We start from the raw sequence: 13,369 nt of genomic DNA, 5'->3' as shown, positions 1-13,369 counted from the left end.
GTACACTAGTGTCAATGCAACCACTATTCGGTTCCTGCCAAATCAACAACAAGACACTATTAGCATGCCTAGCATTGCTTTTTTATGGGGAAAATCGAATGCATTACATAACACCAAACAGTATTCTGAACTGTTGATATTTCTTGACAAACACTTAAAAAATATAACACCCAAAAACGAAAAAGATAGTTTAGATGTTGCAGACTTGTATTACAATCAATTTCAAGGACACTATTATACAGGCAACTATTTAGAAAGCATCAAAAGTGCGAACAAAGGAATTCCATATTGTGGAAACGCTACAAGCAAAAGAGCCAAACATAACAAAGGCGTTTTATTATACAAAAGAGCCTATGGAGAATCGGGAATGGACTTTGCAAAACGAGCACAAGTGAGTATGAAAACTGCACTTGAATATTTATCAGAAGATTATGATCTGAGTTTAGATTATTTGGTGGATGCGTACGTATTTCTGTCAAGTCAAGCTGCATATCATGGAAACTTGGCAGAAGCAAAACGTAATATTCGTTTGGCAAACAAAACATATCAAAACAATAAAGAATATCTAGACAAAGCCCGAAAAGATGGTTATGAAATTGTATTGGCATACAGAGAAGCCTATGTATTTTACAAACTAGCTAAAACGAAAAAAGACAGTTTGGAATTTGTAAAGATCATCAACAAACTTAATAAACTAAAAGCATTACCAACGTTTAACAAACATCAAGAAGTATACTATACAACTGCAATGAATCATGTGGGCGATTGGTATATAAGTCACAAACACGATTCCTTACTCACTCCAAAAGATATGGAAGCAGGTTCGTATTATTTAGATAAATCCATTGATTTTGTTGAAAATAAAAAATATAAAGGCGATTTAATCACGTTTAAATACAACAAATGTAAAGCTTTGACTTTGGCGAACGATTTGCAAAAAGCAGAAGGTTTGATTGTTGAATTATTGGATTCTATGGCCACGAATGATTACAGAAGATCTTTCTTTCTAGCCCAAAAAGCACTCATCAAAGCGAAACTCAAACAAAAAGATAGCGCTTTATATATATTTCATCGCGTTATTGAACAAATTCACTCGGACACAACTGCATTAGCCAAAGATTACAGCAATTTTAAACCTAGCAAAACCTATGGTGAAGCACGATTGATTCGTAGAGTTACGGAAAAATTAGAAAAATTTTACAACGATGATCCTGAGGTAAAAAAGACCATTTCAAACCTCTATCGCATAGCGCTGATTCAATTTGAAAACAGTTATGCTAAAACAAAATTCAACCCAAATCAAAACGAGTTATTACGCCGCATATTTCACGGAACGTTACTCGTTTCACAAGATGTATCAGACACCCAAAACAGTTCAGCGAGTAACTTACTTGGACGTGTAGAAACAATTATGAATCAAATGACTTGGCAACGTTTCTATCAAAATCGATTCACCAATAAACTCCCAAAACTAGATTCGTTAAAATTCAGACATTTCAATCTTCGTACATTGCTAACTTCTGCCAAAAAAGAAGACAATATTCGAAAGCAAGATTCACTTCAAGAATTGATTGACACTCATGTAGCTTTTTCCAATAAAAAGTTTCCAAACTTAGAATTATTAAGCAGTAAAAAATTTGAAATAGAAACGTTACAGAAAAACCTAAAAGATGATGAATTGGTTTTAAAATATTTCATTCTCGATACAAATATTGCCATTTTTTCTATCACTTCCGTAGATATTACTTGGGAACTGAGAACCTGGACTGATTCCGAAATTCAATTAGGAGAAACCTTGATCAATAGTATTCGAAATCAAAAATACGATGCCAAAACAGCAGCACTCTTAGGAAAAAAATTATTACCTACGATCGATTCAAAATTCACAAAAATTATCATCAATCCAGATGGCGAATTGTATCGAATTCCATTTGAGATTTTACAACAACAAAATCAATTCCTTACAAAAAACCACGAAATTCGGTATACGTCCAACTTACGTTTTATACACTTAGAAAACAGTACACAAGCAGATACAAAAGGAATCTTAGCAATTTACGCGCCCAATTATCCTGAAACCGAAGTAGCTTTTGCAACAAGAAATAATGCTTCATTTTTAAAAGGAGCCAAAAAAGAAGCGAAAGTTATTAGCAAACTTTTTCCTTCTGAAACCTATATTGGCGATCATATTTCAAAAAAATATTTCCTAGATACCGCACCAAAAGCTGGCATTTTACACTTGGCAATGCATGCCGAAATTAATAATGAAGAACCTGGACTCAGCAGATTGCTATTCAATAAAAACAGTCAAACCGATGACGACTTATATCTAGAAGAATTCTACGCTTTACAATTACAAGCAGACTTGGCTGTACTGAGCGCCTGCAACACAGGACTCGGAAAAGAAAGTGCTGGTAGAAACTTAGAATCCTTTCAGCGTGCTTTCACCTTCTCTGGTGTTCCCGCTACTGTTGTGAGTTTATGGGAAGTGCCCGATCAATCCACCAGTGAAATCATGGAAAGTTTCTACACCTATTTAAAAGATGGAAACACAAAATCGAAAGCACTTCAAAAAGCCAAACTTAACTATTTAAAAAAGCACAAAGGAACCAAATTAGAGCAACCATATTATTGGACAGGTTTTATTTTATACGGTGATGAAAGTAGCATTTCAATTCCTGCAACTTCACATACAATTTGGTATGTATTGATCGTTGTTTTGATTGTTTTCACTGTTGTAATTTTTAGGAAGCGATTACAATACAATTCTATATCCTAAATTTAATTTCTAATAATCTTTTGTACAGACTTTCCTTTGGAAGTTTGAATTTCCAGAAAGTAAATTCCAGATTTTTGTTTAGACAGATCAATTTCTCGGTTTACAATTCCGCTCGCTTTTTCTCCTTGAAGTATCGTTTGTGTTAATCTTCCTGTAATATCATACAAAGTCAGACTAACAGTATCTTCTCCAGAAGCTGTAAAGGTCAAATAAACCTTATCGTTCGTCGGATTCGGATATAAAACAAAATCCAATTCAGGAACATTATTTTCAACACTCAATGTCGCTCCATCAAATTCATACGCGCCCATATCTACCGTAGTGTTGTATATTCTAGTATTCGCAAGTATATCTGTCGAATGGACTCCTATATTATCTCCAACATCAATACACGGAGATGCATTTTGCAATTGCAAACCATCATCTGCTGTCATCCAAATACCATCAGCTCCAGCGCCAGAAGCCATATCTAGAAACATTGGATTTATATCAACATTTCCTGTTCCAGCTCCAGAAATTACATGCGGTCCACTTTGTCCTGTAAGATCTATATCTGAATACGTTGCAACGACTTGTGCGCCAGTTCCTCTCACATAAAATTGTGGTGAAGTTCCTGTTGCAGAATTATTCCAAACAATACAATTTTGTAAGGTAACTGTACATGCTCCTGAAGAAGTTCCTCCATTACCTGGATCTAAATTATCTGCTATAAAAGCACCACCATAACCATTTAACGCCATATTGTTTATAAATGCACAATTGATTAACACAGGATGGCAATTTCCACCATCGCCGCCCCAAGCGTACATAGCACCAACATTAGTCGCAGCTGTATTTTCATAAAAAATAGTATTAATTACAGTTGGACTTCCCGTTCCGCCTGCAACGGCATACGTATCCATTCCTCCTGCTTCAATTAAAGCGTGATTTTGTGTAAACACACAATTAATATACGTTGGTAGCGTATTTCCGCCTCCGTATGCATTATTAAAAGCGCCTGCGCCCCACGAGGCTGTATTCCCTCTAAATAAGCAATTTCGAACTGTTGGATGACAATTTCCACCAACATTAAATCCATGATTGTACATTCCGCCACCTAATCCATTCCCATTATTTGTAGGACTTCTATCATCATTTCCTCCTTCTATAACAAAACCATCAATAACCGCAGTATTATCCAACTGTTGATTGTAAACAACTTTATAGCTATTATCGGCTATTCCTGCCGCTCCAATTTCGCCACTTAAGATTGTTGTCAAACCATTTGTCAAAACTCTTTCTGAAAGTAGTGTTTCTGTGCCTGCAAAACTTCCGTAAACAGTCACGCCATTTCGCATGCTAAATGAAATATTTCGGTTTGTGGTCGTCGTTGTATAATAAGTTCCTGCAGCAACCCAAACCTCATCTCCAACACTTGAAGCATCAATAGCAGTTTGTAATGAAGTTCCGGGAAATGCATTTGCCCAACTGGTACCATCAAAACTTCCAGCTCCTGTTGGTGTTACATATCTAGTTTCTGCTTGTGCTTTAAAGCTTAAAAAAAACAGAAGCATGCATAAAAAAGTAATTCTTTTCATAGTAGTAGTATTTACGATTATCAACTGCACAAACATAGTTGAACTGTGATTTTGGGCGTCCTGTATTATTGAATCTAAAGGAATTGGGACGGCAAATAGGTGTTTTTCCTAAAAATTTGTAAATTGTTGTGTATTGCGTCTTTGCAATTAACTACCAAACAAACCATGAAAACTCCAGCAATAATTATATTCATTCTACTTGCTTGTAGCGGATGGATTCTTGACAAATGGATGTTTGACAGAAAGCGAAAACGCAGACGTGATTATTACCGAAATGTCTATTTGAAATCAGATGCTTGGAAGCGAAAACGGTATGTAGTACTAAAACGTGACAATTGGAAATGTCGCTATTGCGGAAAACGCGCTACACAAGTCCATCATAAAAAATACGCAAGGAATATTGGCAGAGAACCTATAAAATGGTTAGTTTCTGTGTGCAGATCGTGTCATGAAGCGTTGCATTAGGTTTTGGGTGTTGGGTCTTTGGTGTTGGGCCCTGGGTTTTTAAAGCGTCACTTCGAGTGAATTTATAGAACAAATTTATATCGAAAAGTACACTGAAACACATTTGCTTTTGAGTAGATTTTGATCCCTTTCTCAATACTCAGCAAATTCCATCACTTTTGCTTGAAAACCTGCCTCTTCTGTCAAAAACTGTACTTTAATTGGCAAATAATACAAGTTCTCCAAACTTCCTTGCAAACGCATAAAATCCTTCTCGGTAGTTAAAATACGTTTGTTTCCTGCTTTTTGTTTGATGGTTTGAATATCGCTTTCGCTGAAATCGTAATGATCTGCATATTTTAAGTGCGAATACTGCAACTCTTGATCGTTTAAATGCTGCAACAATGGCTTCGGATTGGCAATTCCTGTGATGAGGATAAATTCTTCCTTCAAAGAAGACAATAACAATGTATCGGTTGCGTTTTGAACACTTTCTGAGTAAGCAATCGTCGTGAAAAATACTTTTTGATATGCTTTTGGACGCAGTTTCATTTTAATTTTTGCTTGCTGTCCCGCAGAAACTTCTGTTGGACATTTCGTTACAATAATTACATCTGCACGTTTGGCTCCTGAAATTGGTTCACGCAAATTTCCTGCGGGCAACATAAAATCATTTGCATACAAATCATAAAAAGGCGTCAATAAAATATAAAATCCGGCGGTGACTTTCCGATGCTGAAAGGCATCATCTAGTAAAATAACTTCGGGTGTATTTTCTAAGGTACGCAATGCTTCAATTCCAACAGTGCGTTCTGCTTCTACCGCAACTTGAATTTCATCTTTGAATTTGGTGTAAAACTGCAAAGGTTCGTCGCCAATATCGGAAGCTGTAGTGTGTTCATTCGCCAATAAAAAACCTTTGGTCTTTCGCTTATAGCCTCTACTTAAGGTGGCAACTTTATAATCATCTTTCAACAATCGAATCAAATATTCAATCATAGGAGATTTTCCGGTGCCGCCAACACTTAGGTTTCCAACACAAATCACGGGAAAGTCATACGAAGTTGATTTCAACCAACCTTTATCAAACATCCAATTGCGTACAAACACAATAGCGCTGTACAGCAAAGAAAATGGTAATAATAACAATCGAAGTCGTCGCATAAAAGCGAAAATATCAATTTTTAGGTTAGGAATGAAAATGTAATGCTAAATATTAAGTTCAATAATGCTCGATTTGACGCTTTTGTAATAATATATAGAACTTGTATCAAACTCAAATAATGTAAACAAGCATCGAAAGACAAAAACCCATTACTTGATTTTGACTTTGGGCAAGAATTATCGTAGCTTTAAAAAACAATTCTACAAGCTGGCTATACTTAAAAATAATTGCTTGTTCTTACATTATGAAAACTGAAAACCTATATGATAAAAGGACTGTACGAAACGCATTTATATGTTGAAAATCTGGAACGTTCGATTGAATTTTATGCAAAAACTCTCGGATTGAAACAATGTCGTTATGGAGCTGAACGCAGGACTGCTTTTTTTTGGATTGGAGAAGATAAACAGTTCATGCTCGGTTTATGGGAAAAACCAAAAGAAGAAATTGATCTTCGTCACTTTGCATTTCAATGTGAGCCTGAATGGGTTTTAAATGAATCAGTTGCGTTTCTAAAATCTCGGAATTTAAATTTTTGGAACTTTTTAAACGACGAAAAAGAACAACCAATGGTGTTTTGTTGGATGCCAGCCATATCGATATACTTTAGTGATCCAGACGGACATTACCTTGAATTTATTGGAATCTTACCCGGCGAAACTAAATCGGATGACGAAAAACGAGTGGTAACATATGCGGAATGGCTTGAAATAAAGGACAAGTAAAAACGTCCTTTTGAATATCGTTGCTTCTTCTATGTTTTCTCGGAAAATTCTAGAGATTTCTTCATGATTCGTTTTCTTTTACTAATTTAGATCTGATCAACTAAATTAACCATTCACAAACACGTTGTCTACAATTAAAATCCACAGATGAATTTTGAATACTTAATCCGAGATGTCTACCAGAAAATTAATAATATAGATGATAAAGGTGAGTTGGCATCGTACATTCCTGAATTATCAAAAGTGAATCCAAAGAATTTTGGAGTGCACATATCCACAATTAAGCAGGTTAATTTTGGCGTTGGTAATTATAATGATAAATTTTCTATTCAGAGTATCTCAAAAGTACTTGCATTAATTCTTGCCTATCGCATTCTTGGCGATGAAATATGGGACAGAGTTGGCGTGGAACCTTCAGGTACAGCATTCAATTCTCTTGTTCAACTTGAAGCTGACAAGGGTATTCCTAGAAATCCATTTTTAAATGCGGGAGCAATTGTAGTGTCGGATATACTTTTAAGTAATTTAAAGAATCCTAAAGAAGATTTTATCAACTTTGTTCGAAGTATATCTAACAATACAACAGTGGAATACTCGAATAAAATAGCACAATCAGAAAAAGATGTTGGGTATAGAAATGTAGCTTTATGCAATTTTATTAAATCATTTGGGCAAATTAACAATGAACCCAACGATGTCCTTGATTTCTATTATGACTTATGCTCCTTGGAAATGAGCTGTAAAGAACTTTCTGAATTGTTCTTATTTTTAGCTAATAATGGGCTTGCAACACAAAAAAACGAGTCAATATTGAGTGAAAGTCAATCTAAAAGAATAAATGCATTAATGCAGACATGTGGTTTTTATGATGAGTCGGGAGAATTTGCTTTTAAGGTTGGACTTCCAGGAAAAAGCGGAGTTGGAGGTGGTATTATTGCAATTCATCCAGATCAGTATGCAATTGCTGTCTGGAGTCCAAAATTGAATAAGAAAGGGAACTCATATAAAGGAATGAAATTTTTGGAAGAATTTACAACCAGATCTGAATTATCTATATTTTAATACTACATGCAACATAATATCTGAAAAGTCTAAACAAATAAAACCATTACTTCTTTACATAAATCTTCTCATTAGAAGCAAACAATACTATTTGATTTTCTTGCTGTTCGCCATGTGTAATTAAGATTTTAAAAAATCGATAACTATCTGGATAAACGGAAATTTGCGGCGAAATCAAATTGGTAGTTTTGTATAATTTTCCTTGTGGCGATTCTTCATAATCAGCAATAACGATATAATAAAAGCTTTTAAACGCCTGAATATCTTCATCATCTGTGGCACGTTCGTCACTTTCAACTTTAATTGCCTGCATTCTAAAATGCTCGTTGCTTCTAGAGAGTACATTATGTTCATTAATCTCCAAGACCACTTTAAACAAACGATCGTCTTCAATCGGAATAATTTCATTCCAAGATTGCGAAAACAGACAAAAAGGGATTAAAAAAAGCAGGATCGTATTCAAATTTTTATTCATGATGTATCTTATAATTTTGGTTATACCTAAGTAAGATACAGTATCTTTCCGTTGAAACGGGAAATTACTTTGTAAGCGTCGTAATAAATTCGTAAGCGTTCTAAATAGCCCTGCTTTTTCATTTTAATAGCCGTTTTTCTTTGACGAATCTCTATATTTGATTAAAAAGCAAAAAAGATGAAAGTCCAAGATATTATGTCACACATTGAAGAATTATGTCCGCTTGCCTATGCGGAAGATTTTGACAATGTAGGATTGCTGGTTGGAAATAGCCAACAAGAAGTTTCTGGCGTGTTAATTTCGTTAGACACACTTGAAAATGTCGTAGATGAAGCCATTGAAAAAGAATGCAATATGATTGTGAGTTTTCATCCTATTATATTTTCTGGCTTAAAAAAGATTACAGGAAAAACCTATGTCGAACGTGTGGTGCTAAAAGCAATTAAACACGATATTGCTATTTATGCAATGCATACAGCGTTGGACAATTCATGGAATGGTGTAAGCGACCGTATTTGTGATGAATTAGGTTTAGAAAACAAATCGATATTGATTCCACAGAAAGGAACGATCAAAAAACTGGTAACGTTTGTTCCTAAAAAAGACGCAGACACACTTCGCAATGCATTGTTTGCTGTTGGTGCAGGAAGCATTGGAAATTATGAAAATTGTAGTTTTAACACTGAAGGTTTGGGAAGTTTTCAAGGAAATGAAGCTTCCAATCCTACTATTGGTGAAAAAGGAGTTACACATTTTGAAGAAGAAGTTCAAATCGGGATCACCTTTGCAAAACATTTAGAGGGAAAAATTATAAAAACGCTGCATGCAACACATCCATATGAAGAAGTTGCATATGAAATTACAACGCTCGAAAATACAAATCAACATATAGGAATGGGCATGATTGGTGAATTTAAAAAACCGATCAATGAAATGCATTTTATGACCTTATTGAAGACAAAAATGAACGTTCCTGTGGTGCGACATTCAGCTTTATCGGGAAAAATGATTCAAAAAGTAGCTGTTTTGGGCGGAAGTGGTAGTTTTGCTATTGGTGCTGCAAAACGTGCTGGCGCAGATGCGTATGTCACGGCAGACTTGAAATACCACGACTTTTACCAAGCAGAAGGTCAAATAATTTTGGCAGATATTGGGCATTATGAAAGTGAACAGTATACAAAAAATCTTTTATTTGAGTATCTTACGAAAAAAATTCCTAATTTTGCGATCATTTTATCAGCAGAAAATACAAATCCAATCAAGTATTCATAAATATGGCAAAGAAGAAAGAAGTTACGGTCGAAGAAAAATTACGCGCGCTTTTTGATTTACAATTAATTGACTCTCGCGTAGACGAGATTAAGAATGTACGTGGAGAGCTTCCTTTAGAAGTAGAAGATTTAGAAGACGAAGTAACTGGATTAAATACGAGACTTGAAAAGTTTCATGGTGATCTTGATCAGATTGATGAAGACATTAAAAGTAAAAAGAATATTATTGAAGAAGCAAAAAGCTTAATCAAGAAATATACGGAGCAGCAAAAAAATGTTCGTAACAATAGAGAATACAACGCTTTATCTAAAGAAGTTGAATTCCAAGAACTAGAAATGCAATTGGCTGAAAAGCACATCAAAGAATTTAAAGTTTCTATTGAGCAGAAGAAAGTTGTTATCGGTCAAACAAAAGAACGTTTGGAAGAAAGAGAATCACATTTAAAGCACAAAAAAGCTGAATTGAATGATATTCTTGAAGAAACGAAAAGAGAAGAAGAATTCCTTTTACAGAAATCTGAAGAGTTTGAAAAGTTAATTGAAGACAGATTGCTTGCAGCTTACAAAAGAATTCGTAGAAATGTTCGCAACGGTTTGGCTGTTGTAAAAATTGAAAGAGGTGCTTCTGGAGGTTCGTATTTTACAATTCCACCACAAGTTCAGGTTGAAATTGCTTCTAGAAAGAAAATTATCACGGACGAACACAGTGGTCGTATCTTGGTAGATCCTGCTTTAGCAGACGAAGAAAAAGAAAAAATGGAAAAACTTTTTGCAAAGTTTTAGTTTAAATAAACACTTATAAAAAAACCTCGCTACTTAGCGAGGTTTTTTTGTGGCTTTTAATTCGTATATCAGTGGATAAAGCTTGTCTTTTGTTTCATACAAACCTTCTTCACTTTGTATTAAATCTGGTAGTACATCATAAGGTGATGCATCGTGTTCTGTAAGGAATTCAATGGTCAAACCCGCATTAATTAACGCATTAATGACGTCTCCCAAACCATGGTTCCATGCATATTCTTTACTGACCATTTTGGTTTTGTCATCTTCCGCGTAAGTGCCTTCGTATTCTTCATAAATTACTTCTTCCTGATTGTAAGCATATCTTAAAACTGGCGGTGTTTGTAAATAGTCAAACATCCATACAATCGGATGGAATTCGGCCATGTAAAAAGTTCCACCATCTTTTAAACGCGATGCAATAATAGTTGCCCATTTTGTCAAATCTGGCAACCATCCAATAACGCCGTAACTTGTAAATACAATATCAAAAGTATCTGTTACATGATCATTTACATCAAACACATTACAACAATGAAAAGTAGCATCTAAATTCAACTCTTGATTCAGCGATTTTGCTAATTTAATTGCTTCATCAGACAGATCAATTCCAGTACATTTTGCGCCCATACGAGCAAAACTTAAAGTGTCTTGTCCAAAGTGACATTGCAAGTGCAATAACGATTTTCCAGTAATATTTGGCAGACTGTTCAACTCATATTTCATGAGTGAAGATTTTCCATTTTTAAAAGCTTCCATATCATACATGTCGCTCTTTGCATGAATTGCTACTTTTTTATTCCAAGTCTCTTTGTTGGTTTCAAAATAATTATCGTTCATTTTATCGGTTTTTTATGCCTTTTATCGTATTATTGTTTATAGATTTAGTCTTTATTCACAATTGTAAGGAAAAAATTCTAAATCGTACCCGAAATAATCTTACTAAAATAAATTCTTATATGAAAAAAACTACTTTTTCACTATTTAAAAGTACTTTCCTTTTATGCCTATTGATGAGCATTTCAAGTTATGCTCAAAATGTTGATGTAATTATTACTGTAGATTGGCCAGCTTGGTCTTCGGAAAATAGAGTTGAACTCTACAGCCCTAGTGGTATGTTATTGCAAACTGTTGATAACGGTTTTGATGGTAGCGGAAATGCTCCTTACAATGAAACAACGACTGCTGTTAGTTATCCTATAGACGATAATGTACCTGCGAATAGTGGATATTATGTCACTGTGTATGACTTTTATGGTGATGATTGGAATAACGGAGGAAGCTTAACGATTACTGCTGATGGACAAACTGCTTTTACTTTTAATGGAGACTTTACGAACAATGTCGGATCAGGAAATCCCGTAGAAATTTCGCAAACTTTTTATTTTGCTGTAGAAGAAGCTCCTGCGCCTCCACCTCCTTTTCCTGGAGTATCTCAGTTTGATACAAGCGGAAACGAATACATAGAGTACATTCCTGGAAATATGCCAATTATTATCTCTGCGCCACATGGTGGTGTAAAACAATCTGGACAAACAATTGGCGGTACTTTTTATCCAGATAATGATAGCGCATTACCAGACAGAGGTTGTGGAACGAATGAAAGAGATGACAATACCGATATTTTAATTCGTGAAATTCAACAATCAGTATACGATCAAACAGGTTGTTATCCGTATATCATTATCAATAACTTACATAGAAGCAAACTGGATCCGAATAGAGAGCAAAACGAAGCTACATGTGGCGATTCAGATGCATTATTTTATTGGAATACCTTCCATAGTTTTATCGATCAAGCAAGTGCAGATGTCATGAGCAAATGGGGAAAAGGTTTATATATTGATTTACACGGACAAAGTCATAGTGTTCCAAGAATTGAAGCTGGGTATAATATTTCGGCTTCCGATTTAAATAATACAACTGCAAATCACTTAAACTCGGTTTCTAACTCTACAATTACAAGTTTAGTAAGCAACAATTTAGGTGGGTTGACGCAAGAAGAATTGGTTCGTGGACCAAATAGTTTAGGTGGAATTTTTAAAGATACAGGCGGTGCTTTTTACAACGCACAAGGATATTCTGGTTGTGGTGTAACTTCTGGATATCGTACTGTTCCGAGTGATTTTGATAGTGGTGCTTCTGATAGTTGTGATGATACACGTCCTTTTGGAAATGCTTATTTTGACGGAGATTTCTATAATAACAGACGTCACGGTTCAGGACCTACTGCAAGTGACGGACTTGGCGGTGGTGGAACTATTGATGGCATCATGACGGAAGTAAACAGACGTGTCCGTGATTTAGGAACCTACAATGGAAATGTATATGATACACGACCACAAACCTTAGTGCCTTTTGCAGACGATTATGCCACCGTAATTAAAAACTATATTGATTTACACTATAATGATTTTGCAGACTTTATGTATGCGAACAATACTTATGCAATGGACGATTCAGATCCAACGCCAACGCGTACTACAGGTGTAACTGGAGTATTTACTGCTGAACCAACTGGTTTAGTCATCAATGCTACCACAGGTGAAATTGATTTATCGGCTTCTATGATGGGAACTTATACAATTACACATACTGTTGGAAATTGTGATTTGTATACTGCTACTGCAATGATGACAGTCACAAATACATTAAGTACAAACGATATTGAAGCAGCTACGTTTGCAATGTATCCAAATCCAACCACAGGAAAATTACAGATTGAATCTACAGTAGCAATTTCGCAAGTGAAGGTATATAACTTAGTCGGACAGCAAGTAAAAGCATTTACCATGCAAGCGAATCAAAAATCAATTGATATTAGCGAATTAAAAACAGGAAGTTATTTTGTAAACCTACAAGACGCTTCTGGAAACACATATACGAAACTTATTGTGAAGAAGTAAAACTTCGGATCAGAGTAATAGTGCTAAACATTAAGAAGCCTCACAGATTTGTGAGGCTTTTTTATTAATGTTTTCAGACAAAAAACAGATACAATCATACTTTAAAAAACAACCTCCAATTATCGAATTGACGCTTATAGTAGTTGTTTGAACTGAGCATACATCATAGTTTTACGCCATAACTA

General features: G+C 35.1%; 11 protein-coding genes. 7 read left to right on the top strand and 4 right to left on the bottom strand.

Going from position 1 to position 13,369, the window contains the following annotated elements:
- Nucleotides 1–64 precede the first annotated feature (64 nt).
- Nucleotides 65–2,779 (top strand): CHAT domain-containing protein, encoded by a 2,715-nt coding sequence (locus tag Q0845_RS10390; protein ID WP_298512546.1) that lies wholly within the window; start codon nucleotides 65–67, stop codon nucleotides 2,777–2,779.
- Nucleotides 2,780–2,781: 2 nt separating this feature from the next.
- Here Q0845_RS10390 and Q0845_RS10385 read toward each other — a convergent pair whose 3' ends face one another.
- A complete protein-coding gene (locus Q0845_RS10385) occupies nucleotides 2,782–4,356 on the bottom strand; it encodes a T9SS type A sorting domain-containing protein (RefSeq protein WP_298512543.1) in 1,575 nt (524 codons plus the stop codon).
- Between the two features lie 165 nt (nucleotides 4,357–4,521).
- On the opposite strand from Q0845_RS10385, the gene Q0845_RS10380 reads away from it, so the two are divergent.
- Nucleotides 4,522–4,821, top strand: coding sequence for an HNH endonuclease (locus Q0845_RS10380; RefSeq protein WP_298512541.1), 300 nt, complete (start codon nucleotides 4,522–4,524; stop codon nucleotides 4,819–4,821).
- Between the two features lie 132 nt (nucleotides 4,822–4,953).
- On the opposite strand, the gene lpxK is transcribed toward Q0845_RS10380, so the two are convergent.
- Nucleotides 4,954–5,964 (bottom strand): tetraacyldisaccharide 4'-kinase, encoded by a 1,011-nt coding sequence (lpxK, locus tag Q0845_RS10375; RefSeq protein ID WP_298512539.1) that lies wholly within the window; start codon nucleotides 5,962–5,964, stop codon nucleotides 4,954–4,956.
- 264 nt (nucleotides 5,965–6,228) lie between these two features.
- Between lpxK and Q0845_RS10370 the strand changes: the two genes are divergently transcribed.
- On the top strand, nucleotides 6,229–6,690 hold the full coding sequence (locus Q0845_RS10370) for a VOC family protein (RefSeq protein WP_298512537.1): 462 nt from the start codon (nucleotides 6,229–6,231) through the stop codon (nucleotides 6,688–6,690).
- A 147-nt stretch (nucleotides 6,691–6,837) separates the two neighbouring features.
- Complete coding sequence (locus Q0845_RS10365) at nucleotides 6,838–7,752, top strand: glutaminase (RefSeq protein WP_298512535.1); 915 nt, start codon at nucleotides 6,838–6,840, stop codon at nucleotides 7,750–7,752.
- Nucleotides 7,753–7,798: 46 nt separating this feature from the next.
- Here the strand turns inward: Q0845_RS10365 and Q0845_RS10360 are convergent, their stop codons facing one another.
- Complete coding sequence (locus Q0845_RS10360) at nucleotides 7,799–8,227, bottom strand: hypothetical protein (RefSeq protein ID WP_298512533.1); 429 nt, start codon at nucleotides 8,225–8,227, stop codon at nucleotides 7,799–7,801.
- A 177-nt stretch (nucleotides 8,228–8,404) separates the two neighbouring features.
- Between Q0845_RS10360 and Q0845_RS10355 the strand changes: the two genes are divergently transcribed.
- Nucleotides 8,405–9,499 (top strand): Nif3-like dinuclear metal center hexameric protein, encoded by a 1,095-nt coding sequence (locus Q0845_RS10355; RefSeq protein ID WP_298512531.1) that lies wholly within the window; start codon nucleotides 8,405–8,407, stop codon nucleotides 9,497–9,499.
- A gap of 2 nt (nucleotides 9,500–9,501) precedes the next feature.
- Entirely contained in the window at nucleotides 9,502–10,281 is a 780-nt protein-coding gene (locus Q0845_RS10350) for a C4-type zinc ribbon domain-containing protein (RefSeq protein ID WP_298512529.1), read from the top strand.
- 33 nt (nucleotides 10,282–10,314) lie between these two features.
- On the opposite strand, the gene Q0845_RS10345 is transcribed toward Q0845_RS10350, so the two are convergent.
- Nucleotides 10,315–11,118 (bottom strand): bifunctional 2-polyprenyl-6-hydroxyphenol methylase/3-demethylubiquinol 3-O-methyltransferase UbiG, encoded by an 804-nt coding sequence (locus Q0845_RS10345; protein WP_298512527.1) that lies wholly within the window; start codon nucleotides 11,116–11,118, stop codon nucleotides 10,315–10,317.
- 119 nt (nucleotides 11,119–11,237) lie between these two features.
- On the opposite strand from Q0845_RS10345, the gene Q0845_RS10340 reads away from it, so the two are divergent.
- Nucleotides 11,238–13,184, top strand: a complete 1,947-nt coding sequence (locus Q0845_RS10340) for a T9SS type A sorting domain-containing protein (protein ID WP_298512525.1) — start codon at nucleotides 11,238–11,240, stop codon at nucleotides 13,182–13,184.
- The last annotated feature ends 185 nt before the right edge of the window (nucleotides 13,185–13,369 follow it).

It is taken from the genome of uncultured Kordia sp. (assembly GCF_947489565.1).
Lineage (GTDB): Bacteria > Bacteroidota > Bacteroidia > Flavobacteriales > Flavobacteriaceae > Kordia.
This window is presented reverse-complemented; position numbering and strand designations above follow the sequence as displayed.

Coding starts and splice junctions, on each gene's coding strand:
- Q0845_RS10390 (WP_298512546.1), top strand. CDS start 65: ATGCCTAGCATTGCTTTTTTATGGGGAAAATCGAATGCATTACATAAC.
- Q0845_RS10385 (WP_298512543.1), bottom strand. CDS start 4,356: ATGAAAAGAATTACTTTTTTATGCATGCTTCTGTTTTTTTTAAGCTTT.
- Q0845_RS10380 (WP_298512541.1), top strand. CDS start 4,522: ATGAAAACTCCAGCAATAATTATATTCATTCTACTTGCTTGTAGCGGA.
- lpxK (WP_298512539.1), bottom strand. CDS start 5,964: ATGCGACGACTTCGATTGTTATTATTACCATTTTCTTTGCTGTACAGC.
- Q0845_RS10370 (WP_298512537.1), top strand. CDS start 6,229: ATGATAAAAGGACTGTACGAAACGCATTTATATGTTGAAAATCTGGAA.
- Q0845_RS10365 (WP_298512535.1), top strand. CDS start 6,838: ATGAATTTTGAATACTTAATCCGAGATGTCTACCAGAAAATTAATAAT.
- Q0845_RS10360 (WP_298512533.1), bottom strand. CDS start 8,227: ATGAATAAAAATTTGAATACGATCCTGCTTTTTTTAATCCCTTTTTGT.
- Q0845_RS10355 (WP_298512531.1), top strand. CDS start 8,405: ATGAAAGTCCAAGATATTATGTCACACATTGAAGAATTATGTCCGCTT.
- Q0845_RS10350 (WP_298512529.1), top strand. CDS start 9,502: ATGGCAAAGAAGAAAGAAGTTACGGTCGAAGAAAAATTACGCGCGCTT.
- Q0845_RS10345 (WP_298512527.1), bottom strand. CDS start 11,118: ATGAACGATAATTATTTTGAAACCAACAAAGAGACTTGGAATAAAAAA.
- Q0845_RS10340 (WP_298512525.1), top strand. CDS start 11,238: ATGAAAAAAACTACTTTTTCACTATTTAAAAGTACTTTCCTTTTATGC.